The 26,149-nt window shown below is 45.9% G+C and carries 28 protein-coding genes, 3 tRNA genes and 1 pseudogene; 6 read left to right on the forward strand and 26 right to left on the reverse strand.

Annotated features, from left to right (window positions below):
* Window positions 1-6: 6 nt before the first annotated feature.
* Window positions 7-543: a pyridoxamine 5'-phosphate oxidase family protein gene (locus tag C558_RS0109905; RefSeq protein WP_018756107.1), complete on the reverse strand. Its 537-nt coding sequence runs from the start codon at window positions 541-543 to the stop codon at window positions 7-9.
* Between the two features lie 232 nt (window positions 544-775).
* Here C558_RS0109905 and C558_RS0109910 point away from each other — a divergent pair, with 232 nt between their 5' ends.
* On the forward strand, window positions 776-1,396 hold the full coding sequence (locus C558_RS0109910) for an NAD(P)-dependent oxidoreductase (RefSeq protein WP_018756108.1): 621 nt from the start codon (window positions 776-778) through the stop codon (window positions 1,394-1,396).
* A 116-nt stretch (window positions 1,397-1,512) separates the two neighbouring features.
* Here the strand turns inward: C558_RS0109910 and C558_RS0109915 are convergent.
* The 12 genes from C558_RS0109915 to C558_RS0109970 form a co-directional block, all read right to left on the reverse strand.
* Window positions 1,513-1,592 (reverse strand) — tRNA-Leu (locus C558_RS0109915).
* Between the two features lie 11 nt (window positions 1,593-1,603).
* Window positions 1,604-1,678, reverse strand: a tRNA-Gly gene (locus tag C558_RS0109920).
* 13 nt (window positions 1,679-1,691) lie between these two features.
* Window positions 1,692-1,766, reverse strand: a tRNA-Glu gene (locus C558_RS0109925).
* A 91-nt stretch (window positions 1,767-1,857) separates the two neighbouring features.
* Window positions 1,858-2,427 carry a manganese catalase family protein gene (locus tag C558_RS0109930; RefSeq protein ID WP_018756109.1) on the reverse strand — a complete coding sequence of 190 codons (570 nt, stop codon included), beginning with the start codon at window positions 2,425-2,427 and terminating at the stop codon, window positions 1,858-1,860.
* Between the two features lie 36 nt (window positions 2,428-2,463).
* Window positions 2,464-2,760 carry a spore coat protein CotJB gene (locus C558_RS0109935; protein WP_018756110.1) on the reverse strand — a complete coding sequence of 99 codons (297 nt, stop codon included), beginning with the start codon at window positions 2,758-2,760 and terminating at the stop codon, window positions 2,464-2,466.
* Window positions 2,757-2,987 carry a spore coat associated protein CotJA gene (locus C558_RS0109940; RefSeq protein ID WP_018756111.1) on the reverse strand — a complete coding sequence of 77 codons (231 nt, stop codon included), beginning with the start codon at window positions 2,985-2,987 and terminating at the stop codon, window positions 2,757-2,759. Before C558_RS0109940 ends, C558_RS0109935 begins: the two co-directional genes overlap by 4 nt.
* A 186-nt stretch (window positions 2,988-3,173) precedes the next feature.
* Entirely contained in the window at window positions 3,174-4,322 is a 1,149-nt protein-coding gene (gene ytvI, locus C558_RS0109945; RefSeq protein ID WP_245583776.1) for a sporulation integral membrane protein YtvI, read from the reverse strand.
* Window positions 4,231-5,562: a hemolysin family protein gene (locus C558_RS0109950; protein ID WP_018756113.1), complete on the reverse strand. Its 1,332-nt coding sequence runs from the start codon at window positions 5,560-5,562 to the stop codon at window positions 4,231-4,233. The genes ytvI and C558_RS0109950 overlap by 92 nt, the downstream gene beginning before the upstream one ends.
* Window positions 5,563-5,590: 28 nt before the next feature.
* The gene (yfkAB, locus tag C558_RS0109955) at window positions 5,591-6,736 is read right to left on the reverse strand and encodes a radical SAM/CxCxxxxC motif protein YfkAB (protein ID WP_018756114.1); all 1,146 of its coding nucleotides are present in this window, start codon (window positions 6,734-6,736) and stop codon (window positions 5,591-5,593) included.
* 58 nt (window positions 6,737-6,794) lie between these two features.
* Window positions 6,795-7,889, reverse strand: a complete 1,095-nt coding sequence (locus C558_RS0109960; RefSeq protein ID WP_018756115.1) for an HD-GYP domain-containing protein — start codon at window positions 7,887-7,889, stop codon at window positions 6,795-6,797.
* Between the two features lie 130 nt (window positions 7,890-8,019).
* A complete protein-coding gene (locus C558_RS0109965; RefSeq protein WP_018756116.1) occupies window positions 8,020-8,868 on the reverse strand; it encodes an undecaprenyl-diphosphate phosphatase in 849 nt (282 codons plus the stop codon).
* 134 nt (window positions 8,869-9,002) lie between these two features.
* Window positions 9,003-10,448, reverse strand: coding sequence for a bifunctional metallophosphatase/5'-nucleotidase (locus tag C558_RS0109970; protein WP_018756117.1), 1,446 nt, complete (start codon window positions 10,446-10,448; stop codon window positions 9,003-9,005).
* A gap of 548 nt (window positions 10,449-10,996) precedes the next feature.
* Here C558_RS0109970 and C558_RS0109975 point away from each other — a divergent pair.
* On the forward strand, window positions 10,997-12,049 hold the full coding sequence (locus tag C558_RS0109975) for an HD-GYP domain-containing protein (RefSeq protein WP_018756118.1): 1,053 nt from the start codon (window positions 10,997-10,999) through the stop codon (window positions 12,047-12,049).
* Between the two features lie 230 nt (window positions 12,050-12,279).
* Here the strand turns inward: C558_RS0109975 and sufB are convergent, their stop codons facing one another.
* The 6 genes from sufB to C558_RS0110005 form a co-directional block, all read right to left on the reverse strand.
* Window positions 12,280-13,677 (reverse strand): Fe-S cluster assembly protein SufB, encoded by a 1,398-nt coding sequence (sufB, locus tag C558_RS0109980; RefSeq protein WP_018756119.1) that lies wholly within the window; start codon window positions 13,675-13,677, stop codon window positions 12,280-12,282.
* A gap of 33 nt (window positions 13,678-13,710) precedes the next feature.
* Window positions 13,711-14,139, reverse strand: coding sequence for a Fe-S cluster assembly sulfur transfer protein SufU (gene sufU, locus C558_RS0109985; RefSeq protein WP_018756120.1), 429 nt, complete (start codon window positions 14,137-14,139; stop codon window positions 13,711-13,713).
* Window positions 14,126-15,349, reverse strand: a complete 1,224-nt coding sequence (locus C558_RS0109990) for a cysteine desulfurase (RefSeq protein ID WP_018756121.1) — start codon at window positions 15,347-15,349, stop codon at window positions 14,126-14,128. Before C558_RS0109990 ends, sufU begins: the two co-directional genes overlap by 14 nt.
* Window positions 15,346-16,650: a Fe-S cluster assembly protein SufD gene (gene sufD, locus C558_RS0109995; RefSeq protein ID WP_018756122.1), complete on the reverse strand. Its 1,305-nt coding sequence runs from the start codon at window positions 16,648-16,650 to the stop codon at window positions 15,346-15,348. Before sufD ends, C558_RS0109990 begins: the two co-directional genes overlap by 4 nt.
* Before the next feature lie 31 nt (window positions 16,651-16,681).
* Entirely contained in the window at window positions 16,682-17,464 is a 783-nt protein-coding gene (gene sufC / locus C558_RS0110000; protein ID WP_018756123.1) for a Fe-S cluster assembly ATPase SufC, read from the reverse strand.
* Window positions 17,465-17,651: 187 nt separating this feature from the next.
* Complete coding sequence (locus C558_RS0110005) at window positions 17,652-18,239, reverse strand: DUF1802 family protein (protein ID WP_018756124.1); 588 nt, start codon at window positions 18,237-18,239, stop codon at window positions 17,652-17,654.
* A gap of 212 nt (window positions 18,240-18,451) precedes the next feature.
* On the opposite strand from C558_RS0110005, the gene mtnK reads away from it, so the two are divergent.
* On the forward strand, window positions 18,452-19,672 hold the full coding sequence (mtnK, locus tag C558_RS0110010; protein WP_018756125.1) for an S-methyl-5-thioribose kinase: 1,221 nt from the start codon (window positions 18,452-18,454) through the stop codon (window positions 19,670-19,672).
* Window positions 19,669-20,721 carry an S-methyl-5-thioribose-1-phosphate isomerase gene (gene mtnA, locus C558_RS0110015; RefSeq protein WP_018756126.1) on the forward strand — a complete coding sequence of 351 codons (1,053 nt, stop codon included), beginning with the start codon at window positions 19,669-19,671 and terminating at the stop codon, window positions 20,719-20,721. Before mtnK ends, mtnA begins: the two co-directional genes overlap by 4 nt.
* A 74-nt stretch (window positions 20,722-20,795) precedes the next feature.
* On the opposite strand, the gene C558_RS0110020 is transcribed toward mtnA, so the two are convergent.
* Window positions 20,796-21,098, reverse strand: a complete 303-nt coding sequence (locus C558_RS0110020) for a YunC family protein (RefSeq protein WP_018756127.1) — start codon at window positions 21,096-21,098, stop codon at window positions 20,796-20,798.
* 135 nt (window positions 21,099-21,233) lie between these two features.
* Between C558_RS0110020 and C558_RS30810 the strand changes: the two genes are divergently transcribed.
* Window positions 21,234-21,542, forward strand: a complete 309-nt coding sequence (locus C558_RS30810; protein WP_018756128.1) for a hypothetical protein — start codon at window positions 21,234-21,236, stop codon at window positions 21,540-21,542.
* A gap of 44 nt (window positions 21,543-21,586) precedes the next feature.
* On the opposite strand, the gene C558_RS0110030 is transcribed toward C558_RS30810, so the two are convergent.
* Window positions 21,587-23,254: a putative bifunctional diguanylate cyclase/phosphodiesterase gene (locus C558_RS0110030; RefSeq protein ID WP_018756129.1), complete on the reverse strand. Its 1,668-nt coding sequence runs from the start codon at window positions 23,252-23,254 to the stop codon at window positions 21,587-21,589.
* Between the two features lie 20 nt (window positions 23,255-23,274).
* Entirely contained in the window at window positions 23,275-23,649 is a 375-nt protein-coding gene (locus C558_RS0110035; RefSeq protein WP_018756130.1) for a DUF423 domain-containing protein, read from the reverse strand.
* A 235-nt stretch (window positions 23,650-23,884) separates the two neighbouring features.
* On the opposite strand from C558_RS0110035, the pseudogene C558_RS30815 reads away from it, so the two are divergent.
* Window positions 23,885-24,544, forward strand: a pseudogene (locus tag C558_RS30815) (DUF444 family protein); the annotation flags it as partial.
* A gap of 111 nt (window positions 24,545-24,655) precedes the next feature.
* Here C558_RS30815 and C558_RS33095 read toward each other — a convergent pair.
* The 4 genes from C558_RS33095 to C558_RS0110055 all read right to left on the reverse strand — a co-directional run bounded on the left by C558_RS33095 (window position 24,656) and on the right by C558_RS0110055 (window position 25,968).
* Complete coding sequence (locus C558_RS33095) at window positions 24,656-24,823, reverse strand: GapA-binding peptide SR1P (protein ID WP_018756132.1); 168 nt, start codon at window positions 24,821-24,823, stop codon at window positions 24,656-24,658.
* A gap of 233 nt (window positions 24,824-25,056) precedes the next feature.
* Complete coding sequence (locus C558_RS0110050) at window positions 25,057-25,263, reverse strand: CAT RNA binding domain-containing protein (protein ID WP_018756133.1); 207 nt, start codon at window positions 25,261-25,263, stop codon at window positions 25,057-25,059.
* Window positions 25,264-25,293: 30 nt separating this feature from the next.
* Window positions 25,294-25,458 (reverse strand): hypothetical protein, encoded by a 165-nt coding sequence (locus tag C558_RS34230; protein ID WP_169445347.1) that lies wholly within the window; start codon window positions 25,456-25,458, stop codon window positions 25,294-25,296.
* An 18-nt stretch (window positions 25,459-25,476) separates the two neighbouring features.
* Entirely contained in the window at window positions 25,477-25,968 is a 492-nt protein-coding gene (locus tag C558_RS0110055) for a DNA-deoxyinosine glycosylase (protein ID WP_040674692.1), read from the reverse strand.
* Window positions 25,969-26,149: the final 181 nt, after the last annotated feature.

Genomic DNA, 26,149 nt, shown 5'->3' on the forward strand with positions numbered 1-26,149 from the left:
TTTCCTTTAAATTAATTTTTCAGATTTGTACATTTTTTGTTCTTCGATTGGATTTTCCTTTGCTGTGATATGGTAGGGATCAATACGGTACACTTGAACTGGCCCACCGAATACAGCTGATCTGTATTTGTCTACGTGCTGCTTGGATAACGGACGGTTGTAATAGCTGGGAACATACTTATTAATCATTTCTTGCAGCACATGTGTAGCTTCGTCCAGATCGTCGACAGGCTCTGCCTTGCCGAAAATCATTACACTCATATACGCAGTGTCCGTCTTGGCTGGTACCGGATCGGTAATGGTTCCATACTCTTCGCACACCGTGAGACAGACCTCCGGGTTCGCACTCATGACCTGATTGCGTCTCCCACCCGTAGCTCCATGGAAATAAAGCTTTCCGTTTGTCCACACAAAATTAAGCGGAACAACGTATGGCAGTTGACCATCAACCATACCAAGATGTCCAATTCTTGCTTTACGGAGGAAAGCTTCTATTCTGTCTTGGTCCAATACTTCTCTTATTTTGTAACGAACCTCATTCATTCTTAACCACTCCTATACTGTTAACGTGTTTCGCTAGTATATCAATCATTGGAGTGAGTTTATATATCCAAACATATGCTGTTTGTGCAATCCATAACTTTCAGGAATGAGTTTGTGATCTTGTACTTCCCTCATGCGCGACTTCGCTGTAAAATGGGGTAACTGTAATGGAAAATGCGCTGTTGGCGGCGTTTAAAACACGATTTTCCTGACAGCATTAGGGAGGTACTCTATGAACATTTTAATTTTAGGAGCAACGGGGCGAGTGGGAGGCCATTTCGTCTCTCATGCTCTTCATAACAACCACCATGTTAAAGCGCTAGTTCGCATGCCAGAGAAGCTTCAAGTTAAGAACGAAAATTTAACTATTATTCAAGGTGACGTATTAAATAAGTACGATCTCCTTAACGCCATTTCAGGAACTGACGTGGTCATCAGTGCACTGAATACAGATGGTACAAATACGTTATCAGAAAGTATGCCGCTCATTATGGAAGCAATGGAACACGAGGGAATAAAACGAATAATTACTGTAGGAACTGCTGGTATCCTGCAAAGCCGTACCTCACCTCATTTACTGCGTTATCAGTCGAGCGAGTCTAAACGCAACTCCACTCGTGCAGCCCAAGAACATCATAAAATGTATGATCTCCTCAAACGATCGACATACGATTGGACAATTGTCTGTCCTACGTATTTACCTGATGGAGAACGTGTGGGGAAATACCGCGTTGAACGTGATTTTTTGCCAGAAGGTGGCGTCCAAATTTCTGTGCCGGATACAGCCGAATTTACATATCAGCAAATAAATAGTAATGATTATATAAAATCACGTGTGGGTATTGCTTACTAATATAATATATTTTCGTAGGAATGGCGTCTGCCGAAGGGCGCAAGACATGAACGAATGCCTTAAAAATAAAAACGAAAAGAGTTCATCAGGATATCCTGATGAACTCTTCGTTACAATGCCGGTGAAGGGACTCGAACCCCCACGGTTTCCCTCACGATTTTGAGTCGCGCGCGTCTGCCAATTCCGCCACACCGGCTTATGAAGTTATGGAGCGGACGACGGGAATCGAACCCGCGACCCTCGCCTTGGCAAGGCGATGCTCTACCGCTGAGCCACGTCCGCATGTTGTTAAAAATGGTGACCCGTAGGGGATTCGAACCCCTGTTACCTCCGTGAAAGGGAGGTGTCTTAACCCCTTGACCAACGGGCCTTCATATCAATTCCGTATTTACCGGACAGTTATTTACTTTATCATAAGTTATACGACTTGACTAGAGGTATTTTTTTACAAATATTTTATCTTAAAATACCCGTTTCGTATTCCAATCTGCTTTAATAATCTCAACTGCTTCCCGGAAACGCAGGGAATGGATGATCTCGCGCTCCCGAAGAAATTTCAAGCTATCCTGCAGATCGACATCATCCGTTAGATCAATAAGCCATTGATAGGTCGCACGTGCTTTCTCTTCCGCTGCGATGTCCTCGTATAGGTCTGCAAGTGGATCGCCTTTTGCCTGGATATAGGCCGTTGTGAACGGTACGCCTGACGAGTTGCTGTAGAATACAGCACGGTCATGCTGTGCATACATCTCTGAAAGCCCAGCCTCCTTCATCATCTCTACCGTCGCATCTTTGGTCAGCTTGTAGACCATCGTGGCGATCATTTCTAAGTGAGCAAATTCTTCTGTACCGATATCAGTAAGTAGACCAATCACCTTGTCAGGGATCGAATAACGTTGATTTAAGTATCGTAAGGCCGCTGCGAGCTCGCCGTCTGCACCTCCGTATTGTTCCAGCAGCAGCTTCGCCATACGGGGATCGCATTTGCTCACTTTCACCGGGTATTGCAACTTCTTCTCGTACAACCACATATCGTTGTTAGCCTCCCTTCAAATGGTGAATCCGCGTTATACCTGCCAAGGCCATGGGGTCTCGATCCATTGCCATGGGAATCTGGAATAACTATGCCCATACTGCAAGAGCGGTCCGTAATTCAGCTCATATTGATAAGCAAGCTTTTGACGTTGTTCAACCCCCTGGTTGAACTGTTGGATGGATTTCATGTCATTCGGATGCGTGTTCAGGAACAACGCCAACTCGAGCAGCACAAAATCAACCGCCTGCAGCTCATGCAGCAGCTTGTAATACTCATCATCGATCGGCTTGGTATTCGTGTTCGCATTTGCGTTCATTTTATCACTCATGACGTCGATTCTCCTCCTTCTGACCCTCTCGTCGGTTCATAGGGACTGAATAATGCCGGCCATAGTGTTCCATATCTCAAAGCTTCCTGCGGTGTGAACTGCGGTAGATCGAGCGGTTGAAATTGAATATACTGATTCGGAGGCACGACATATGTCTTCACCCGAATGGGTGGACACGGATTGTTAGGACCAATAAAGGGGTACCAGACGCGGACCTGATCGTTCATATCAAACCCTCCTTCATCTTCGACTTACTCTCCTAACATATGTCGTTCGCCTAGGGATGTGAACCAGAAATTAACCCCACAAAGTGACGTTTTAGTTGCAACGTGATTCTAAATATATACAAAAAAACCGCCCAAGCTTTTACTTAGGCGGTTTCGCTCATACTTCTAATACGTATCCGAATCACATTATTCAAATTTAATCTTGATCTGGAACAATCCTGCCTTGCGCATCGCTGAATAGACAATAACGACCAGTGGTCCCAGAAATAACCCAATCGCTCCCACTAGCTGCATCCCGACATAGAGACTGATCAGGGCCGATAAGGAACCGATCCCCACCGCATCCCCAAGAATTTTCGGTTCAATAATACGACGCAATACCGTAATCACGAGGAACAAGACGATGAGCCCGATCCCTGTGAAAATATTCCCCGTTAGCAGACAATATACTGCCCACGGAACGAGCGCCGAACCAACCCCAAGGATCGGGAGAATATCGACAATTGTCACGAGGAGTGCAATCGCAAGCGGATATTTAATACCAAGAATTAATAAACCGATCAGCGTCGTGATATAAGTAAACATACTAAAAATAATTTGTGCACGAATAAATCCAAACACCGAATTCTTAAGACTATTCAGCACCTCATTCACTTGGTCGCGAGAGCGTTCTTCGAATAACGTCAGCATGGTTCTACGCATGGTGTCCATATTGAAGCAGAACAGATATACCGCGACGATAAAGAATAGGAAGAAGAAGAATAAGCCAGGAATGCCTGAAGCAAATGACAAGAGAATCTGCGATAACTTATTCACTAAACCGCTAATGGAATCCGTTAAATTCGATAACATCCCGATGACACGGTTCGCGATATCCGGTGACATGGTATCCAGGAATCCCTGCCCCTGTTCGATCAATTTGAGAATATAGGCCTGAACCCCTTCGAAATATGCTGGTGCATTCGAAAGGAAGTTCATCGTCTGCTCTAATACTTGAAGCCCGAGGAGATAAATCGTCACCAAAAAGATGAGCATGAACAACGTACAGGTGATAGAAGATGCCACGATCCGCTTCATTTTTAAATTACGCATCAACAGGCCATTGATCGGTTCCAATAGCATGGCGCAAATAAAGGCGAGCAAGAACGGCGCTCCTACCGTGAACAATCCATACAGAAAAGCAAGGCCCAGCAAGATTAATATCAATTGTTTGATCTGCATCGTTCCTCGTCTATCTCCTTTCTCACGTGACTGGATCTTGTCCTCCCTTTTGCCGATAAATGTGTATTCGAACAATCCGCAATCGTTCGACTTCCACCACTTCGAACCAGACATCGTCGATCAGAATCTTCTTGCCTTCCGCAACATTTCCTTCTAGCTGCTTGAACAACCATCCGCCGATGGAATCGACCTCGTCATCCTCAATCGTAACGCCGAGCATCGCATTCACATCTTCAAGCAGCATCCGGCCATCCACCGAGATAATGCCATCCGTCGTCTCGACATTTGGCCGCTCATCCTCATCGAACTCATCGCGAATCTCGCCGACGATCTCTTCAAGAATCTCTTCTGTCGTCAGCATGCCAGCAGTTCCGCCGTATTCGTCTACAACAAGCGCAATCTGCGCGCGATTTTTCTGCATGAGACGAAGGACATGACTTACTTCCATCGATTCTGGGACGTTCAGAATCGGCCTTACCAGCGCTTGCATCGCTTCTACGGATTGCGGAGGCGTAATGAAGAGATCAGAGATATGAATGAAACCAATAATCTGATCTTTATCTTCTACGGCCACCGGATACCGCGTATGCTTTGTCTCAAAGACGATCTCCATATTCTCCTCAATCGAATGGGTCGTATAGAGGCATTCCATATCTATGCGCGGAAGCATCACTTCACGAGCCAATCGGTCAGAGAAATCGAAGATATTGTCCATAAGCGTCATTTCATCTTTATCAATAAACCCGCTCTGTGCGCTCTGGCTCACAAGGATGCGAATTTCTTCTTCCGTATGCGCGAGTTCATACTCGGCAGCGGGCTGCAGCCCAAATAGCTTCAAAAAGCCATTCGCTGCCGCATTCAAGAGCCATATGGCAGGCATGAACACCTTATAGAACAATAACAGCGGTCCAGACAACCATAATGATGCAGCTTCTGCTTTCTGAATGGCCAGTGTCTTCGGTGCGAGCTCGCCAAGTACGATATGTAGGAAGGTGATGACAGAAAATGCAGCGACGAAACTAATCGTCTGCGTAATTGTCGGATCAGCCACGCCAAGCTTCGCAAGCAGCGGTTCTACGATCAAATGGGAAATGGCAGGCTCACCCACCCAACCGAGCGCGAGAGAGGCAAGTGTAATTCCAAGCTGTGTCGCAGAAAGATAGGTATCTAGGCGATGGTTCACTTTCAGGGCAAAATGAGCTCGACGGTTGCCTTCATTCGCTAACTGCGTCAAACGAGTCTGTCTCACTTTGACAAGTGCGAATTCTGCCGCAACAAAAAATCCATTCAATAAGACGAGTACCAATACAAGCAGGATATGAAGGAAAATGGCGCCAGGCTCAAAATGGGTCATACTCTAACTCCTCTTCACGTTAGCGAATCTAGATGATTGCTTTTCTTGACTTGAAATCTACATTCTTATAATACATATCTGCGACCAATAAATTCGGACCACAGCATTTTGCAGCACTACAATGACAATTAATGCGTTGATTCAGTGGATGTTCATGCAACCAGCGGTTGAAGATATCATCCAGCTTCTCTTTCTCCATATTACCAAATGGAGGGATATCTGCAAAATCCGTCACAAACACGTCGCCTGTAAAAGCATTCAAGTTCACACGGTTACGTCCATCCGGATCGTTCCGAAGCGTAACATTCGGTTCCGTTCTAAGACGACGCAGCAGCGTCTGATCTTCTTCGTTATCATTACATGCGTAGAACGGTAGTGTCCCGAACAGCATCCACATGTTCTGATCGCGTGTATCGAGCAGGCGATGAATTGCAGTGCGCATTTCAGCTTGCGACAAAACAGGGAGATCCGCTGCAAATGCGGAAGGGTACATCGGATGCACTTCATGACGGAGACAGCCCATCTCACGAATCAGCTCATGAATCTCAGTAATTTTGTGATGGGTACGATAATTAATCATCGACTCTGCGGAGATGAACATCCCTTCACGGCTAAGTCGACGCGTATTCTCAATCATCCGGTCATACAACTTCGTTGCCGCCTCGAGGCTTACGGAATGCCCCGCGTGCTTGAAGCCCACTTCATGGAAGTCTTCCGGGCTCACATAGTTAAAAGAAATGTGCATCACGTCCAGATAGGGTGCGAGCACTGCATAGCGATCATAGTCTAACGTTAAATTCGAGTTGATCTGTGATCGAACCCCGCGATCACGTGCATATTTCAAGAGCGGCACCATGTAATCCTGCACCGTCTTCTTATGGAAGGTCGGCTCGCCGCCTGTAATACTTATCGTCTCCAAATGTTCAACTTCATCCAATGCTTTGAGCAGCTTAGTAAGCGGAATTTTGTCCGGTTCAATGACCGTTAACGAATCGCCTACTGCACAGTGTTCACAACGCATATTGCATAAATTCGTTATCGTAAATTCAACACTCGTCAATACATGTTTGCCGTATTGCTCAAGTGAGCGAATGGGATCCCAAGGGTCATATGCCGGTGATAATACTGGCAGTGTACTTGCTCTTTCTGATGATAAAATGCTTCTTGATTGCATGTCTAAATCCCCCTACACTTCGTATTGATCTAAAAAAACCTGGTCCAATGTCCAGGTTTTATACTCCGCCCGTTAAAACAGCAACGATCATTAAATTGAGTTTCACGGACAAATCAACGTCATAAATCGAGCTAAGCTCCTGTCCATCTTCATCATACAGAATCCGGATGATCGGTCGCTGCGGTGATGTTGAATTTAAATCAACGACGACGCCGATCTCACCTGTATTCAATTTGACCGTGACGCCAATCGGATAGATGGCGATCCGATCCCGGAACAGTTCGAGCATCCCCTGCTCATAGAGCGTACCTGATCCTGTGTAGAGAATTTCTAATGCTTGATGCGGCATCATCGCAGACCGATATATCCGATGACTTGTCATCGCATCATAGGAATCGACAATGCCGATCATTTTGGAATACTCATGAATCTCTACGCCTTTAATGCCACGCGGGTATCCTGTCCCGTCAATTCGCTCATGATGTTGAAATGCACAATGGGCTGCGAGCAACGGAATATTCGCTTCATCTTTCAGAATGCGATACCCTAATTCAGTATGCTGTTGAATAATGCGATATTCCTCATTCGTTAACTTATCCGGTTTCAAGAGCACTTCCATCGGGATTTGTGTTTTCCCAATATCGTGCAGCAGCGCTCCGAGCGCAATTGTATTTAGCTCTTCCGAATTGTAGCCTTTCGACAGAGCCATCATTACCGTATAAATGCACACGTTCAAAGAATGACGATATAAGTAAAAGTCCGTTGAATTGATATCCGATAGCATGATCATGGCATCCTCATGACTGCTCAGATCATCGATCAGATTCGTAATGACTTTGCGAAAATTTTTCCCGAGACTCGGGTATGCCGATTGCTTCTCCGAAAAAGGTTGATTCATTAATTCACGAAAGTTCTTACGAATTTCATACATCGATTCCCGCTTGGTCTCTTCTGAGATTAATTCAGGAATGAGAATATCGTCTGTTCTTGCGTCTTCTATGTACAAGTATCGGAGCCCGAGTTGCTCTAGCCGCAGGATCATCGACGGAGTCAACTCGATATGCTCAGATAAGAGAACGAGTCCATCTTCGTTATATATCTTCTTCCCAAGCTTCATGCCTGGCTGACAAAAATGAATAGGCATTAGTCGCAAATTAAAAACCTCTGATCTGTTTAAAGATTCATATCAACGATTATGAAAAATGATTAACCATCCTATTATGACATATTTACAGCATCAGTTCTACAATTTAGATCATATTGCCTAGATGATTTTTCGCTTATTAACGCAGAATAAAGAACCAGAACAAGAATGCAACGATGAGACGATAATAAGCAAAGTGACGCAGTTGAATCTTCTGAATATATTTCAAGAAAACGACGACGACGATATAAGCAACAACGAAAGAGACAATAAACCCGACGAGGAAGAACATCCAGTCACCGTTAAGAATCGCCTCATAATTCTTTAGCAGCTCATATCCTGAGGCCGCACACATAATCGGAATCGCCATTAAGAAGGAGAAATCGGCTGCTGCTTTGTAGCTGAGACCGCTTAACATCCCTCCGGCCATCGTCGAACCGGAACGGCTAAATCCAGGCCATACCACGGACAAGATCTGATAGATACCGATGAGGAACGCTTGCTTGTACGTCATGTCATCCATGTCTTTCGCCGTAATTTTCACACGACTGCGCGAGAAGAACTCTGCGAATAAGAGGAACAACGCACCAACAACCAGTGCCCATAAGACTGTAGTCGAAGAATCGAACTTACTCTTGATATAGTCTTTCAAGAAAAAAGCGGTAATTAACGCGGGGGCAATCCCGAGAAAGACGTGCATTAAGTTTAATTGTGATTTACGTACACGCCCTCCAGCCGTCGAAGTGGATGGCATTGCAGCTGCTTTTTTCAATCCGAATAGTCGATAAAGACGCTCGCGGTAGACAATTGCAATGGCAAGGATCGCAGCAAGCTGAATAATGACCTCGAACGAACTTAGAATATCACGCGGCACATTGGGATGAATAAGTTTGTCTGTTAGAATCATGTGACCTGTGGATGAGACAGGAATAAATTCTGTCAGACCCTCGACAATCCCGAGAATAATCGCTACTAAAATGGAATCCATAATGGTTCGTACTCCTCTTTTCTTATTATATTATTATTCCATATTCAAGCATTAACGCCTCCGGCGTCCTTTCGAGGACGGTCTGCGTTAACGCGAGAAATATATATAAAGATGTGTGTGACTTATCTTTCCTTCTATTCCAACAAATGCCAGTGCTCGGTTGGACAAGTAGAGAGCAACGATTCCTGACTTAATGCCCAAGCCAGCAGATCCCGGATGAACTCCGGAAGATAATATCGTCTATCGATCCCTTCCTTCAGCGCCATGTATCCGACGCCAAAAGTGAACATATCAAGTGTTGCTACTTGATAGACTTCATCCTTCTGAAGTCGGCCCCCCGTTCCGGTAACAATAACTTCCTGAATCCGTTCATACGGCGGCTGGTCTACATCGTAATAAATCTCTAGACCATCCACAGCGATAGTCCCTAGTACTCGTCCTCGAAATCCGAACCCGCGAATAGCCCGCTGCTGAAATTCTGGGAGAAGCGACTCCTCTAGGGATTGCAGTAATTGCGCCCCCGTAAGATTCAGGACACAAGGATTAATCGGCGATGGACATATGCGGTGCAGCATTTCAAGGGAGATATCCCCAGCTTCAAGCGCAGCCAGCAATTGCCCGGTATTCGTGAGGCCAATCTCTGCACCTGTCCATGTCTTAAGCGCTGCAGCCAGCAAGTTCGCGAGTGGTGATTCCTTTTCCTCCGAGATCGTCAGCCTATGGTCCAACCTCGCTACGACCTTGCTCAGATTCTGCCTTGCTATCGCACCGTATTGATCAATGATGGATAGAATCCCAGGGTCTGGCGGAACCTCCTCTAGTGAAACCGCTACGGCACGCGTGACATCATAACGTCTTGAATCCGAATCGAACTCTAGTTCAATACGTCCCAGATGAGAACCAAATTTCCCGGCGGCACAGATATAGGTATCTCCGATTTTCTCAGCTTCCTCGAACAGGTGATGCGTGTGTCCGCCTAGAATCAGATCGATTCCAGGGATACGTTCGGCTATCGCTCGATCATGCTTAATCCCAAGATGCGACATGACGATGAGCACATCGACTTGCTGACGCAGTTCGGCCGTTAACTCCGCGATGACATCGTAGGGCTGCAGCACATGCCAGCCGAGCAGCTCATAAAACTCTGTAAACGCGGCTGTGACGCCGATTAGACCAATGCGCAAATCGCCTTTATGCAGAATTTCATACGGGACCATCCATGCCGGGATTTCTCCACTTGCCATTTCCCGAATATTGCTGCCAATAATCCGAAAGGTTGCTTGATCCGTATATACCTGCTCCATCTGCTCGGGGGTATAAGTTAATCCCTCATTATTGCCTAGCACAATCGCTTCATAACCGATGTGGTTCAAAATATGAACATTGACAGCCCCGGTACTCCCCTCGGTCTCCACACGCATTCGATCCATATGATCACCGATGTCTAGAATAAGCATTGCATCAGAGGGTCGCTTTTCACGCTCCAGATCAATGACCGTTGCGATTTTAGCCGCTTGCTCCAGATGACTATGAATATCATTAGAATGGAACAGCACAAAGCTACGTCTTTCTTTATCCATAAACTCTCCTTAAGCCCGTCTATTATTATGTACTCTGTCCCTAGTATCGATCAGCTTAGCCACCAGCGTCGTATTAATCTCTTTATCGAAAGGGGTAAATCTTCCAATCATTTTACATTTACGCCCAAGTCATAGCATACCATTATCCAGCGCATTATGATACGGGTGATATTCCTAAAAAGCCCATGATGTACCCACTCCATTTGGACGCTACGCCGCGAGCACTCCCCTGCATTGAACACAACGAGATTGGCAGCGCAAGTCGGCCTTCTACCTGATAACTCAAGCAATCCTCCCTATTGGAAAAATAAAAATATGGGAAGACAGTTCTGTATAAGGAGAACTTCGAGTAGGTCCAGGGAACCCAGCCGAATAACAATTCTATCAAAAACGAAAAATAACCCACTACCAAAGCCTTAGTACTAAAGTCGTGTTTTCATCGACAAAAAGGCTCATTTATTGTCATTTTTTTCATTTGTGATATGATGAACTTAATGTTTTTTTCTAGTAAAACCATACCTCATAATGTGAAAAAGGTGGGCACCCCCATGCGAGTGCATGTCATGGATTTAGGCATCGGAGATCGACTAAAGAACGATACGTTTAATTCCTACGGACTCCATGTTCTGTCGCGCGGAACTGTTCTAAGTTCCCAAGAAATCTCTAAATTAATCTTACATCAAGTTGAATATGTAGATGTTGAACCGAGTGAACCTATTGAACCAGCGACAAACTTATTAAATACGCTTACTGTAGATTCCTTGCAGTCGATCAAACCCCTCTTTGACCATTCGATATTAGGAACTAGCACCCTATTCGAAGAAGCGCTCGAGAATGGGTACATTAATGACGAGATTGTCCAAGATACGTTCATTCCACTAACGAACGAAATTAAGGATCAACGCGATGTCGTGAATTTGCTGCTCATGCTGAATGGCAAGAATGACTATACCCTGCAGCACTCCATTCAAGTCGGTCTCCTATCCTATTTTATTGCCACTTGGATGGGATATGCCGAAGAAGAAGCCCAGCTGATCGGTAAGGCTGGTTATCTGCACGATATCGGCAAGTGTCGTATTGATGATACTATCTTATATAAACCGGGTCGATTAAACGATTACGAATTCCGAATGATGACACAACATACGATCCATGGTTATGAGATTATTCGGAATTCCATCTATCCTTACTCCATTGCCATCGTAGCACTACAGCATCATGAACGAATGGATGGAAGCGGTTATCCTTACCACTTGCTAGGATCTAATATTCATCCTTATTCGAAAATTGTCGGTATTGCGGATGTCTATTGTGCGATGATTACAGATCGAATTTATCAGCAGAAGCGAGATCTCATGTCCGTCTTGAAGGAACTTCATGAGATGAGCTTCGCGAAGCTGGACCCTACGATTACGCATATCTTCATCTCGCATATGATTCCGAACTTCATCGGCAAGAACGTCTTACTAAATTCCGGAGAGACCGGCAAGATCGTCATGACGAACAACTCCGATTATTTCCGACCGCTCATTCATTTAAATGATCGCTTCGTTGATTTATCGATGGATCATTCCTTAGAGATTACCGAAATTTATATGTGAGAAAACCTCTATCGAGGCCATTTCAAAGATGAGCGACCGCGTTTAGAGGTAGGTTTTATCGCCAAATAGAATTTGGATGTTTCGTTTGCAGCGAAACTAAATTCTATTGTGGTGATACTACCCGGCAAAGTAATGTTAAATATCGCTGTACTTTGTGGGGGCCCCGAAAACCTATAAATCTTAATAAATAAGCCGTCCTTCAAATGAAGGACGGCTTTTATTTTGTGATATTAACCGATGGAACCTTCCATTTCGAACTTGATCAGACGGTTCATCTCTACCGCATATTCCATTGGCAATTCTTTCGTGAATGGCTCGATAAAGCCCATAACGATCATTTGTGTCGCTTCCGACTCGCTTAGACCACGGCTCATCAAGTAGAACAATTGGTCTTCCGATACTTTGGATACCGTTGCCTCATGCTCCAGCGTGATGTTATCGTTCATAATTTCATTGTATGGAATTGTATCTGAAGTCGACTCGTTATCCAAGATCAGCGTATCGCACTTGATGTTCGCTTTGGAGCCTTCCGAATTACGACCGAAGGATGCAAGACCGCGGTAAGTTACTTTACCACCATGCTTACTGATCGATTTCGATACGATTGTTGAAGTTGTATCCGGTGCAAGGTGAATCATTTTCGCCCCTGCATCCTGATGTTGGCCTTTACCAGCAACCGCGATCGATAGAACACTACCTTTCGCGCCACGGCCTTTCAAGATCACTGCAGGATACTTCATCGTTAACTTGGAACCAATGTTACCATCAACCCATTCCATTGTCGCATTTTCTTCTGCAACCGCACGTTTCGTAACGAGGTTGTAGATGTTCGGCGCCCAGTTCTGGATCGTTGTGTAACGTACGCGTGCATTCTTGCGACATACGATCTCAACGACCGCACTATGAAGTGAGTTCGTGCTATAGATTGGAGCTGTACAGCCTTCAACATAGTGCACGAAGCTGTCTTCATCCGCAATGATCAACGTACGTTCGAATTGTCCCATATTTTCGGAGTTAATCCGGAAATATGCTTGCAATGGAATCTCACATTTTACGCCTTTCGGAACGTAGATGAAGCTTCCGCCGGACCATACTGCGCTGTTCAATGCTGCAAACTTATTATCTGCTGCCGGAATAACTGTAGCAAAGTATTCTCTGAAGATCTCTGGATGCTCACGAAGCGCTGTATCTGTATCCGTGAAGATAACACCTTGATCTTCAAGATCCTTCTGCATGCTGTGGTAGACAACCTCAGATTCGTATTGTGCAGATACCCCTGCAAGGAACTTCTGCTCTGCTTCCGGAATACCAAGCTTATCGAAGGTTTCTTTAATTTCCGTAGGAACCTCTTCCCACGTCTTACCTTGCTTCTCCGAAGGACGAACATAATACTGGATATCATTGAAATCCAGATCATCCAGATCTCCGCCCCATTTTGGCATAGCCATCTTCTCGAACTGTTTCAACGATTTAAGACGGAAGTCTAACATCCATTCCGGCTCATTTTTAATTTTCGAAATTTCACGAACGATTTCCTCTGTTAAGCCTTTACCAGTTTGGAAAACCGCTTTATGCTCATCGCGAAAGCCGTATTTATACTCTTCCATTTCAGGCATTTTTTTTGCCATGCGAGATACACCACCCTTTTCCTTATTATTGTTCTATGCTTGATGATCGTGTTCAATCCCTTTACGCAAGGCATTCCACGCTAAAGTTGCACATTTGATACGTGCTGGAAACTTGTTAACTCCAGACAACGCTTCGATATCTTCAAGTTCCTCGAACTCGACCGCTTCACCTTTCATTAGGCCAGAGAATCGATCTGCCAGTTCCAAGGCTTCTTCGATCGTCTTCCCTTTGACAGCTTCCGTCATCATCGACGCGGAGGATAAGCTAATCGAGCAACCCTCTCCAGAGAATTTAGCTGCCTTGACGACATCGCCATCCATCTGCAGCTGCAGCGAAATTTTGTCGCCACAAGTCGGATTGTTCAAGTTAATCGTTACCGCGCCTTCGTCGAACGTTCCACGATTACGCGGGTTTTTATAATGGTCCATAATGACTCGGCGGTATAAATCATCCAATTGCATAACCAAAATACTCCTTCGTCTGGATTAGACCCTTCACTAAGCGGTCTACGTCTTCCTCTGTATTATACAGATAAAGACTCGCGCGTGCTGTAGAACTTGCTTCCAGCCACCTCATAAGCGGCTGACAGCAGTGGTGGCCTGCACGAATCGCGATTCCTTGCGCGTCGAGCACCGTCGCAACATCATGTGGATGAACGTCGCCTAGATTGAAGGTCACAAGGCCCGCACGCTTCTGCGGCCCATAGATCGTAATGCCTTCAATTTCAGATAATCGCTCCATCGCGTACGCCGTGAGCTGATGCTCATGGCGTTCAATCTCATCCATTCCGATTTCCTCGAGGAAATCGATGGCTGCTCCTAGGCCGACTGCTCCAGCAATGATCGGCGTTCCGCCTTCGAAGCGGTAAGGAATCTCTTTCCACGTGGACTCATAAAGTCCAACTTCATCAATCATTTCGCCGCCGAATTCGATCGGTTCCATGTTGTTCAGAAGAGACTTCTTCCCATATAATACGCCGATTCCCGTCGGACCACACATCTTATGTCCTGAAAAAGCGTAGAAATCGCAATCCAAATCTTGCACATCGACCTTCATATGCGGTGTACTCTGCGCACCATCCACAACCATGACTGCACCATGGCGGTGTGCAATTTCAGCCACTTGTTTCACCGGGTTCACAACGCCGAGCACATTGGATACGTAAGTCATCGAGACGACCTTCGTCCGATCCGTAATGATCTGCTCGACATCGGAGAGAAGAATCGTACCATCAGGTTGCAAGGGAATATATTTGAGCGTTGCTCCTGTTGCTTTGGCTGCTTGCTGCCAAGGAATCAGGTTACTGTGATGTTCCATCGGGGTAATCACAATCTCGTCACCTTCTTGGCAATTGAGCCTAGCGTATGAGCTCGCTACTAGGTTCAGTGCAGTGGTCGTTCCACGCGTAAATATGATCTCTTCCGTGCGCTTCGCGTTAATGAATCGAGCCACTTTTTCACGCGCGCCTTCGTAAGCGTCTGTGGCACGAGATCCTAGCGTATGAACGCCGCGATGCACATTGGCATTATCATGCTCATAGTATTGCTTCACCGCTTCAATGACCGAGATGGGCTTCTGTGATGAAGCCGCACTATCGAGGTAGACGAGTGGATGTCCGTTAACTTCCTGGTCTAAGATCGGGAAGAGCTTACGAATTTGCGCACTGTTCATTGTCCTAACTTCCTTTCCGTCAAGCTGCGAAGCTGATCTTGAACATTCTCAAGAGGAATCTCAGAAATAACTGGAGCCAAGAATCCATGAATAATCAAGCGTTCAGCATCTTGCTTCGAAATTCCGCGAGACATTAAGTAATAGACTTGCTCTGGATTTACTTGCCCAACAGATGCCGCGTGGCCCGCTGTTACATCGTCTTCATCAATGAGAAGAATCGGGTTCGCGTCCCCGCGTGCTTTCGGGCTGAGCATGAGAACTTTCTCTGTCTGCTCTCCGTTTGCTTTCGTAGCACCCTTTTCAATCTTCGTAATACCGTTGATGATCGCACTTGCTTGATCGCGCATGACAGCACGTGTGAACATTTGGCTGTCAGAGCTTTTACCGAAATGAACAGCTTTTGTTGTTATGCTAAGCTTTTGATCGTTCGTCCCTGTACAGATCACTTTCATATCGGAAGATGAGCCATTTCCTTTTAGAACGGACATCGTCTCCGATACCGCGTTACCATTGTGCATTTCACCGATAATCCACTCAATGCGTCCGTCGTTCTCTACCACGGCACGGCGGTATGTCACGTTCGTTGCATTCAAGTGGTGAACGGAAGCAAAACGTACGTTAGCTCCAGCATTAACAAATACTTCAACAACGCCATTGTGAACGACTTGATCTACGCCAATAGCGTCTGTCGACAAGTAATTATCAACATAGGTTACGCGGCTGTTCGAATCTGCGATAAGTAGAACATGCGGTGCAAATGTTGCATTCGCATCATCTGCCATCAATACGGCTTGCAATGGCAAATCCACTTCAACATTCTTCGGCACATAGACGAATACGCCGCCGTTCCAAATTGCTGTATGCAATGCTGCAAGACGATTCTCATCCTTCTTCACAGCTTGGAATAGATATTTCTGTACCAAATCGGCATGTTTCTCAATCGCTGTCTGCAAATCGGTGAAAATAACACCTTTCGCCGCGAGCTCAGCAGATAATTGCTGAAACACAACGCTCGAGTTACGCTGTACTAGAACGCTGCTGTTCTCTTCTAATTTCACAAGAGATTGCAAGGATTCTGGCAATTCATTCACCGACTGAATCGCTGGGGATTTCGTATATGTTCCGTAGGTATCTAAATTCCAACGGCTAATTTTTTGTTTCTCTACGATGGGTAATTCCAATTGACCTGCAAGCTCCAAAGCTTCCAAACGTAACGCCGACAACCAAGCTGGCTCATTGTTGTTCTGCGACAACGCCGCTAACGTCTCACGGTCAATAGGAAGGATTGTTTGTGTTGTCATCTTCTTTACTCCTCCTCTATTCGCTCTTCGATTAAGCTTCTTGACCTACCGTTTCATCAACAATGCCGAGCTCTTCTTTAACCCAGTCATAACCTTCGTTCTCGAGACGCTCTGCAAGCTCAGGACCGCCGGATTTCACGATACGTCCTTGCATCATAACGTGTACGAAGTCTGGTTTGATGTAGTTAAGTAGACGTTGGTAGTGCGTAATAATCAAGAATCCACGATCTTCACTGCGCATCGTGTTCACGCCGTTTGCTACGATTTTGAGTGCATCGATGTCAAGACCGGAGTCGATCTCATCAAGGATCACAATGCTCGGATCAAGCAGCAACATTTGGAGGATTTCGTTACGTTTCTTCTCGCCGCCGGAGAAGCCTTCGTTCAAGTAACGGTGTGCGAATTCAGGGTTCATCTCAAGCTCTTTCATTTTGCCTTCCATTTGGCGAATGAACTTGATCAAGGAGATCTCGTTACCTTCTTCACGGCGAGCATTGATTGCACTGCGCAAGAAGTCGGAGTTCGTTACACCTGCGATTTCACTTGGGTACTGCATCGCTAAGAATAGACCTGCACGAGCGCGCTCATCTACAGCCATTTCAAGCACGTCTTCACCGTTAAGTTCTACGCTGCCATCAGTTACTTCATATTTAGGATGCCCCATCAATGCGGAAGCTAATGTACTTTTACCTGTACCGTTCGGACCCATGATCGCATGAATCTCGCCGCCTTTAATCTCTAAGCTAAGACCTTTCAGAATCTCTTTTCCTTCGATCTCAGCCTTCAAACCGTCAATTTTAAAATGTGTTGCCATGTTTTTGGTACTCCCTTCGAGCATCTATGTTTATTTTTTGAACATCAAAACAAATATTACTTTATAATCATTCTAAAGTGATTCTCACTGATTATCAACAGTAATTTTACTTTATTTTCATCTTGAAAGCAATGAAACCGACTTTGGGGCGCGCAACCTGTCCGTCCATGTAAGATTACGGCTCAGTTCACGCTTCTAGCGCTCTCCGAATCGACTCAACCTGCCCTTGAAACTTTTCATCCGATAATACGGGGACGAGATGACTTCGCTCAATGGATGTCACCTGGGTCGGCAGATTTACCCATGACTTACAACCTAGATATTCTTCTACAATCTCAATTGAAAGTCCCGGATCCAGCTTATAGACACGCAGGAGCAGGACATGCAGCGGAAGCTTCTTCTTCCATTTCAGCCGTTCTTCTGCAAAGTGATCCGTCCAGATATGGAAATCTCGAAGCCGATTCAGCGTCTCTTGATCATGAATCTCGATATCTTCGATGACCTCCGCATACAAACGAAGCGTTACCGTTGTATCATCCTTCGACCATCCAGCTAGCGTTACATCGATATCGGATTGATTCGCTTCCTTCAGCAGCTCTCTGCGCTGATGTTCATAGGTAGGATATACATAAAAGGACGGGCTCTTCAGTTCAAAATGCCGTGTCTCTTCAACAATTCCTCCTTTGCGCATTAGCAAGATTTGCTTCCCTGACGCAAGAGCTTCTATGGCGACGGCCCACTCTTTTAATGCGACGGGTTGTGCGTTATTCTGCATGTAAGTAACCGCCTTTCTCACCAACAATATCACTATTATACCTTGATTTCGACAAGAGTTCATCTCTCGCCAGCAAATCTCCTGAAAATTCGCCGTGATTTTTATCACATCGTCACAATTTAACTATTTTAACATTGGTTCTTATCCAGTATACTTAGGGACAACTATACCATTCCAATGGGAGAATATTGAATTATGGAGGTGGGGCAGAGGTGTCCGCATATCATCCTTTAACCCTCGAAGAAGCGACTCAAATCGCGAGAGAAATTCCAGATTTATTCCATGAACAAGCCGATCTGTCAGCACGTGAAATCGGAGACGGCAACCTGAATCTTGTCTTTCATATTTCGGATGCATCATCGAATAAGAGCATCATTCTCAAGCAAGCACTCCCTTATGCCAAAGTCGTCGGGGAATCGTGGCCCCTCACCTTGGACCGTGCAAGAATTGAGAGCGAAGCACTCCTCCTAGAGCATCAGCTATGTCCGGACCTTGTACCTACCGTGTACCGCTATGATGCAGAGCTCGCCATGACGATCATGGAAGATTTAAGCGATCACACGATTATGCGCAAAGGCTTAATTGAGGGTAATCGTTACCCGCTGTTCGCAGGTCATATTGCGGAGTTTCTCGCAAGAACGCTCTTCTTCACTTCCGACCTTGGCAAGAACCAACAGGCGAAGAAAGAAGCCGTCAAGCAGTTCATTAATCCCGAGCTATGCAAAATTACAGAGGATCTCATCTTCGCTGATCCTTATTTCGATAGCGAGACCAATAACTTCAACCCTGCCATCCGTGATGCGGTAGAAGCGCTCTGGGCCGATCAGCCGCTCAAGCTGGAAGTTGCTCAATTAAGGGAGAAATTCCTTACTTCGGCACAAGCCCTCTTGCACGGTGACCTCCATACAGGCAGCATCTTCATAACGGAACAATCGACCAAAGTGATCGATCCTGAATTCGCTTATTACGGTCCGATGGGATTCGATATTGCCGCCGTTATCTCGAACCTTGCCATGAATTACATCGGTCAAGCCTATTGGAGCAAGACGAGTGAGGCTCGCGAATCCTATCGTGATTATCTCACCGAGACGCTTCGCGAGATCTGGTCCGCATTCGACACGAACTTCCGTGCCCTTTGGAATGAACATACTGTAGACCCACTGGCGAATACGCCAGGCTATCAAGACCTCTACATGCAGCGGTTATTGCAAGATGCGATTGGATTCGCGGGCTGCAAGATGATTCGCCGCACGATTGGACTGGCCCATGTCGCAGATATCGATACCATAACAGATACGGCTGTGAAAGAACGTGCAGAACGCCTTGCACTTGCAATCGGTCGTACGCTTATTATGGAACACCGTCAGGCGAAGACCTTTGATACATTTATTGACACTCTAGAACAAGCGATAGAAGGAGTTCATGCATCATGACAACCGCACCTCTGCAATCCGTCCGCTGGGCGGATACACATCTAGACTTATTGGATCAACGACTGCTTCCCGAGCAAATCGTAATGCTTCCCCTTACAACGGTGGAGCAAGTATGGGAATCAATCCGCCACCTGGCGGTTCGTGGCGCACCTGCCATTGGAATTGCAGCAGCGTACGGCGTTGCCATGGGTGGCCGTGCACTTCAGATGGAAGAACCTGCTGCATGGCTGCAAGAAGTTCTTAAGGCTGCAGAATACCTCGCGACTTCGCGTCCGACGGCAGTCAATCTGTTCTGGGCGCTAGACCGCATGAAACGTTGTGCTGAAGGTGTCGCAACGGATGGTTCGACACTTGCAGGACGGAATGCTGCGCTGCTCGAAGAGGCGAATCGCATTCAAGCTGAAGATGAAGAAGTCTGCCGCCTCATCGGTGAGCATGCATTAACGTTGTTCGAGGATGGCATGGGCGTGCTTACGCATTGTAACGCCGGCGGTCTTGCTACAGCGAAGTACGGTACGGCACTCGCTCCATTCTATCTTGCCAAAGAGCAAGGCATGCATCTGAAAGTATTCGCAGACGAGACACGCCCTGTCTTGCAAGGCGCACGTTTAACGGCCTTCGAACTCCAACAAGCCGGCGTCGATGTCACATTGATCTGTGACAACATGGCTGGTTATGTGATGTCCAAGGGCTGGATCCAGGCTGTAATCGTCGGTACCGACCGCGTAGCAGCGAACGGGGATGTCGCGAACAAGATTGGTACGTACAGCGTTGCTGTTCTTGCCAAGGCGCATAACATTCCTTTCTATGTTGCGAGTCCATTGTCTACGATTGATTTGAATACAGCCAGCGGCGCGGATATTCCAATTGAAGAACGCCCGGATTCGGAGATTACCGAGGGATTTGGGAAGCGTACTGCACCTCAGGATATCAAGGTGTTCAATCCTGCCTTTGACGTGACGCCACATGAATATGTAAGTGCGATTATCACGGAAAAAGGAATTATTAAACCGCCTTTCCATGTGAACTTGCCGAAGTTATTTAACTAAATAAATCAAAGGTACAGAAGGCATTCATGTCATCATGAAACCTCTGTACCTTTTTGCGGTTCATAATCAATTGACTATACCATCATCAGAATAGCATCTTTCCCTGTCATGCCGGGATGAATACCAAGCGCATCTGCTTCATGAGTCACCGACTCTAGCGGGGCTTCTAATAATTCAGTCAAGGTCTTAACACCAACGGCTCTACCAGCAATAATGTTCCGGTCCTTCAATCTGTCATTGAGTAGTCCAACATCTAACGCGCCGCACATAATGTAGCCGCGTTCGGTTGTCACAGCAAGCAGCGTCGTCTTCGGCAATTTGACTTCAACTCCGATGACTGTCACGCTACCTATTTGAATCGGCTCAACCCGAACCATCATTTATCGCCTCCTTCATATCGCGACTTGTATAATATATGCGATTCAGCAATTTTAGTTCTACATCTCATTTCAGAAACGTGGTACAATAGCACTACTCTTTATCAACGAAGTTGGAGGCGGCATATAGGCATTATGGATAACAATTCACGATCAGACACATCACAGCCAATAGGATACTTGAACCAAGTTGATTTGGCCCAAGCATTATCGCCTAAAAATCCAACGGATGTACAGCTATCTATCGCAGACATTATTCTAGCAGCCATACACCAATCGAAATTGATTCGTTTCATTGTGAACAAAGGACGCGGCGTTCAGCAGAGTATTCCTGGACGCATCTTAGATTTTGACCCAAGCCGGTCCTTGATCCATGTCTATCATGTGGATGAGAAACAGGTCTACATTCTAAACCTCACAGAAATTGATGAATTTATCGTCTAAAGCAGACAGCGAAAAGGGAGCCCCTCAGGAGCTCCCTTTATCTATCATGACACGACATTCTCGGTCAGCATCTCTTCAATTCTACCGACAGGTACAGGCGGACTATAGTAGTAGCCTTGGATTTCGTCGCAGCAGTGCGCCTTCAAAAAGTCAACTTGTTCCTCAGACTCGACACCTTCGGCGATGACTTGCAAATTCAGATGATGCGCCATCGCGATAATCGACGCCACGATGGCCGCTGCGCTTCGGTCTTCCATAATATCCCGAACGAAAGAACGGTCTATTTTGAGCCGATTGATCGAGAAATCTTTCAAATAGCTGAATGAACTATATCCGGTACCAAAATCATCGATACTAATCCCTACGCCCAGCTCACGCAGCTCCTTCAGACAATTGGATGCATGATCCACGTCCATCGTCATGCTCTCTGTAATCTCGAGATCCAAATACTTCGCCTCGAGTCCCGTCTTTTCTAGCACTTGGCCAACCTTCTCATTCAAATTCTGAAGTAAAAATTGACGCATCGATAAGTTAACAGAGATCGGTATCGACGGCAATCCCGCTTGCTGCCAAGCTTTATTCTGTCTGCACGCTTCTTCTAACACCCATTCGCCCATCGGGACGATCAAGCCATTCTCTTCAGCCAGAGGAATGAACTGGTCCGGTGGGATCAGCCCTTTCTCAGGATGCTTCCAGCGAATCAGCGCCTCCGCGCCAACAATTTGTCCGGTCTCCATATGTACTTGCGGCTGGTAATAGAGCAGGAACTCTCCATTTCGCATCGCTTTGCGCAGTTCATGCTGTAAGGTCAGACGCTCTAGGGACTTGGTCGACATCTCTGAAGAGTACATCTGATAATGATTCTTCCCTTTATTCTTCACGGTGGAGAGCGCAATATCCGCTTGTTTGATCAGCTGTCTCGCATCGCCTTGATGTCCCCTGCTCATGGATAAGCCTATGCTCGCCGTCAAATGGATGGGTTGATCTTTCAAAATAAACGGATCATCGAGCACTTGAACAATCTGCATACCCTTCTGAAACGCTTCTTCCTCCGTACTGATATTCACAAAATAAAAAATAAACTCATCCCCGTCCATTCTCGCAACGAAATCATATTCCGTTACGATCCGGGTAAGCCGTTCTGCAATCTGAAGCAGCAGCATATCCCCGAAATCTTGACCGAAGGAGTCATTCACGAGCTTGAATCGATCCAGATCCATATAGGCGACGGCGACCCCCACATCCGCGGAACGTGTCGCATCCAATAGATCTGTAAGCCGTTCCAAGAACAATCGCCGATTCGGAAGGCCCGTCATATCGTCATAATAGGACATATAGCGAATACGATCATTCACACGTCGCCGATCACTTACGTCTTGGCTGATCAGCATTATACGTTCAAGCCGGTCTTCCATCATGATCGGATAGATCACCATTTGCAGATCGATTCGGATTCCTCTCTTATCATCGAAATAGGTCGACTTCTGGGTTGCCTTCCCTTGCAAAATATTGGCATGAATCTGCTCATCACTTAACAACAACCGATAATCCATGCCGATTAATTCATGTTCTTCATATCCGGTCAACTCACAGGTATGATGATTGGCATTTGCGATCTTCCCGTTCAGCTCTAATTCAATCACAGAGATCGGGTAATATTCCATTATCGCCCTCAGCAGCTGGTCATTAGAAGATTGCTTCTTCGCCTCCATTGCCACGATCCTCTCTTTATCTATGAGTTACGTAAAGCCGCTACTGCTAGCAACAACCATCCGAGCAGGAATGCAACGCCGCCGAGCGGTGTAATAATACCTAGAACCTTAATGCCTGTAACACTGAGTAAATACAGGCTTCCGGAGAATAGAATAATACCTGTGAATAGAAGTCGTCCTGACCATAACAATTGACGCGACATCTTCAAGTGCCCTGAGAGAAGTGCAATGACGAGAATACCTAACGCATGAATCATATGGTAATGAACGCCTGTCTCATATGTATTGAGCTGCGACTCCGTCAATATGGATTTCAAGCCATGGGCACCGAATGCACCCAGAGCTACGGCAACAAGTAAATTTAGACTGCCGATCACAACGTACTTACGTAACATGGACGAATCTCCTTTTCTGCTTTCCATATTTTAAACTTAGCTTAACCTCCTCTATCATAATAAAAAACGTCGTAATTTTCCATATCCTCCACGAAAACGACAATGATTGTATCCTTCCGCTGATCCACGCTCGCTGAATGCGGTCACATATCGTTCACTCTTCTGAATATATTAGAATAACAGGCGATCAAGCACGCGAATGATTTTTTTGGGGAGGGGTTCCTGTATGGATAGAATGGATCAAGTGATGTCCATCGTGTCGCGAGAAGACTGGTCTTTGCATCGAAAAGGGTTCCAAGATCAATCTCGCCATCAGCAAAAAGTCCGTGACGCGATTAAACAGAATTTACCCGATCTCGTCACCGAAGAGAACATTATCATGTCAGACGGCAAGCAAATCATTAAAGTCCCCATCCGCAGTCTGGATGAGTTTCGTTTTATTTATAATTACAATAAGAAGAAGCATGTCGGCCAAGGGGATGGAGACAGTCAAGTCGGTGATGTCCTCGGTACCGATCCGAAGAGCGGACCTGGCAAAGGGGACAAAGCAGGTGATCAGCCAGGCCAAGATCTTGTCGAGGCCGAAGTGAGTATCGAAGAGTTGGAGACGATGTTATTCGAAGAACTCGAACTTCCCAATCTGCAACAGAAAGACAAAGATCAGTTGGAGACAACCGAAATTCGATTCAATGATATCCGCAAGACCGGAATCATGTCCAACATTGATAAGAAACGCACCATTCTTGAGAATTTGCGCCGCAACGCCACAGCAGGCGATCCCGGTATTCATGGCATTTCTCCAGAAGACCTTCGTTATAAGACCTGGGAAGAGATCGTAACGCCCCATTCCAATGCCGTGATCATCGCCATGATGGATACCTCCGGTTCCTTGGGTATCTCATAATGAACCAATAGGATACTCCCCCCTCTCCTATTGATAGCGATTGCATAACATCACAGAGACAGTTCGTTATTCAGGTCAGATGACTTCTACATAGTAGACTCGTCACTTCACTTGGCTTATGGTATTCGATTCCATTGGCTCGTGCACTTCACAACCGTCACACAGACTATACAGAATCGTTACTTTGTACGCATCAATCTCATCAATCACTTCATTACACTGTTTGCAGAGAACAACACCAAACTTTAAGCTGTCGCCATGCGTTGGCATTCACTTTCACTCCTTCATGTAATGGGTTAAAATCAGACTTCATTAGAAGCATATGCGAAGGCGATGTCGTACCATTCCATATATTACCATAAAGTGAAACTTTGGCTCCAAAGCTGATCCAAGCGCTCTGCTGGGGCCCCCGAACACGTATTACGCAATACGAACAAAAAAGCCTGCACCGCGAACCTCAGGTTCTGCAAGTACAGGCTATATTCTCGATTCAATTGAGTCTGCTATACGCAGCTTTTCATCGCGACATTGGAGGCATGGTAGACTGGCAGCAGCAAATATTCTTCTGCAATTTCCTCTTGGTCAATGACCATCCCCGGTTTCTTCATATAACCGATCCCTCTTCCAAAAAGAATGGACTTTGTCCCCGCTGAACTACTTACAATCACGGTATTATGGGATAAAATTTGAGTAATTTTACGATCCGACATCGTCATCCCTCCAAAAAGTGATAGTCATTTTCACTCTCCATTTGAACGCGTTAGTATTGTTGCAGCACTTGGAATCGCCCAAGCCTTGGATTCGTCCCCCTCTTTATCATAAGATAGCAGCAATATTTCTAAGTTATTTCGACAGCCTAACTTAAATTCCTTCGCAATCGAGGCGATTAATTCATTTTTTCCCATACGGAAATTAGATGGAAGTCATATCCAGCCGATTTCATTCCTCCATGCTTCAAGCTTCCTCGCATAGGACATTGTGTTCGCCGGGCTCGTCGAAGGAAGCTTATGCAGCGTCATATGCTCCAGATCGAGATGCGGCGCCACCTGTCGCATGAACACCTCATAAGCTTTCGTTCCATTGAACAGTAGATGGGTAATGTGAGGATACGATGCGAATAACGAAACGAAGTCATTCGGAACGGCCTCTTGAATATTCGAATCCAGACTCCCTTCCCGGACACACTCTCCTAATACATCCCACAAGCCGATCCCTTTCGAACTTGCGAATGCAATGCGTTGATCATAATCTATCTCAAGCGGTAGTTGGTACAAGTCATAGAGGATCCTCCAGAAATGATTCCTCGGATGCGCATAGTATTGATGCTGCTCTAGCGAGACAACGCCTGGCATAGAACCTAGAATCAAAATATTGGATTGGTCATTGACCATGGGTGAAAAAGAATGGACGCGCATAAGTTCTCCTTTGTGTATACTGTAAGTAACATTATAACGAAAACACTCTGAAGGAAAAACCTGACTGATATCAGAACATTGTCTTATCATATCAAAGCCCGTTCGAATCCGAACGGGCTTCTTACATATTCATTATGATGAAATCCGTCCATCCTTTGGACTTGTCCCTAGCACGGCTCCA

Source organism: Paenibacillus terrigena DSM 21567, assembly GCF_000374845.1.
Classification (GTDB): domain Bacteria; phylum Bacillota; class Bacilli; order Paenibacillales; family Paenibacillaceae; genus Paenibacillus_K; species Paenibacillus_K terrigena.

Bases quoted from the DNA above. Each gene is read 5' to 3' on its own strand.
- C558_RS0110020 (WP_018756127.1), bottom strand. From the start codon at position 21,098: ATGGTTCGGGTTGAGCCGATTCAAATAGGTAGCGTGACAGTCATCGGA.
- C558_RS0109990 (WP_018756121.1), bottom strand. From the start codon at position 15,349: ATGAACAGTGCGCAAATTCGTAAGCTCTTCCCGATCTTAGACCAGGAA.
- C558_RS0109910 (WP_018756108.1), top strand. From the start codon at position 776: ATGAACATTTTAATTTTAGGAGCAACGGGGCGAGTGGGAGGCCATTTC.
- C558_RS0109970 (WP_018756117.1), bottom strand. From the start codon at position 10,448: ATGGATAAAGAAAGACGTAGCTTTGTGCTGTTCCATTCTAATGATATT.
- C558_RS0110005 (WP_018756124.1), bottom strand. From the start codon at position 18,239: ATGCAGAATAACGCACAACCCGTCGCATTAAAAGAGTGGGCCGTCGCC.
- ytvI (WP_245583776.1), bottom strand. From the start codon at position 4,322: ATGTCTGGTTCGAAGTGGTGGAAGTCGAACGATTGCGGATTGTTCGAA.
- C558_RS0109930 (WP_018756109.1), bottom strand. From the start codon at position 2,427: ATGTGGTTGTACGAGAAGAAGTTGCAATACCCGGTGAAAGTGAGCAAA.
- C558_RS34230 (WP_169445347.1), bottom strand. From the start codon at position 25,458: ATGGGAAAAAATGAATTAATCGCCTCGATTGCGAAGGAATTTAAGTTA.
- sufB (WP_018756119.1), bottom strand. From the start codon at position 13,677: ATGGCAAAAAAAATGCCTGAAATGGAAGAGTATAAATACGGCTTTCGC.
- sufD (WP_018756122.1), bottom strand. From the start codon at position 16,650: ATGACAACACAAACAATCCTTCCTATTGACCGTGAGACGTTAGCGGCG.
- mtnA (WP_018756126.1), top strand. From the start codon at position 19,669: ATGACAACCGCACCTCTGCAATCCGTCCGCTGGGCGGATACACATCTA.
- C558_RS0109965 (WP_018756116.1), bottom strand. From the start codon at position 8,868: ATGGATTCCATTTTAGTAGCGATTATTCTCGGGATTGTCGAGGGTCTG.
- C558_RS0110055 (WP_040674692.1), bottom strand. From the start codon at position 25,968: ATGCGCGTCCATTCTTTTTCACCCATGGTCAATGACCAATCCAATATT.
- C558_RS0109940 (WP_018756111.1), bottom strand. From the start codon at position 2,987: ATGAACGATCAGGTCCGCGTCTGGTACCCCTTTATTGGTCCTAACAAT.
- C558_RS0109935 (WP_018756110.1), bottom strand. From the start codon at position 2,760: ATGAGTGATAAAATGAACGCAAATGCGAACACGAATACCAAGCCGATC.
- C558_RS0109905 (WP_018756107.1), bottom strand. From the start codon at position 543: ATGAATGAGGTTCGTTACAAAATAAGAGAAGTATTGGACCAAGACAGA.
- C558_RS0110030 (WP_018756129.1), bottom strand. From the start codon at position 23,254: ATGGAGGCGAAGAAGCAATCTTCTAATGACCAGCTGCTGAGGGCGATA.
- C558_RS0110050 (WP_018756133.1), bottom strand. From the start codon at position 25,263: ATGTCGGATCGTAAAATTACTCAAATTTTATCCCATAATACCGTGATT.
- C558_RS30810 (WP_018756128.1), top strand. From the start codon at position 21,234: ATGGATAACAATTCACGATCAGACACATCACAGCCAATAGGATACTTG.
- C558_RS0109975 (WP_018756118.1), top strand. From the start codon at position 10,997: ATGCGAGTGCATGTCATGGATTTAGGCATCGGAGATCGACTAAAGAAC.
- C558_RS33095 (WP_018756132.1), bottom strand. From the start codon at position 24,823: ATGCCAACGCATGGCGACAGCTTAAAGTTTGGTGTTGTTCTCTGCAAA.
- yfkAB (WP_018756114.1), bottom strand. From the start codon at position 6,736: ATGCAATCAAGAAGCATTTTATCATCAGAAAGAGCAAGTACACTGCCA.
- C558_RS0109950 (WP_018756113.1), bottom strand. From the start codon at position 5,562: ATGACCCATTTTGAGCCTGGCGCCATTTTCCTTCATATCCTGCTTGTA.
- sufU (WP_018756120.1), bottom strand. From the start codon at position 14,139: ATGCAATTGGATGATTTATACCGCCGAGTCATTATGGACCATTATAAA.
- sufC (WP_018756123.1), bottom strand. From the start codon at position 17,464: ATGGCAACACATTTTAAAATTGACGGTTTGAAGGCTGAGATCGAAGGA.
- C558_RS0110035 (WP_018756130.1), bottom strand. From the start codon at position 23,649: ATGTTACGTAAGTACGTTGTGATCGGCAGTCTAAATTTACTTGTTGCC.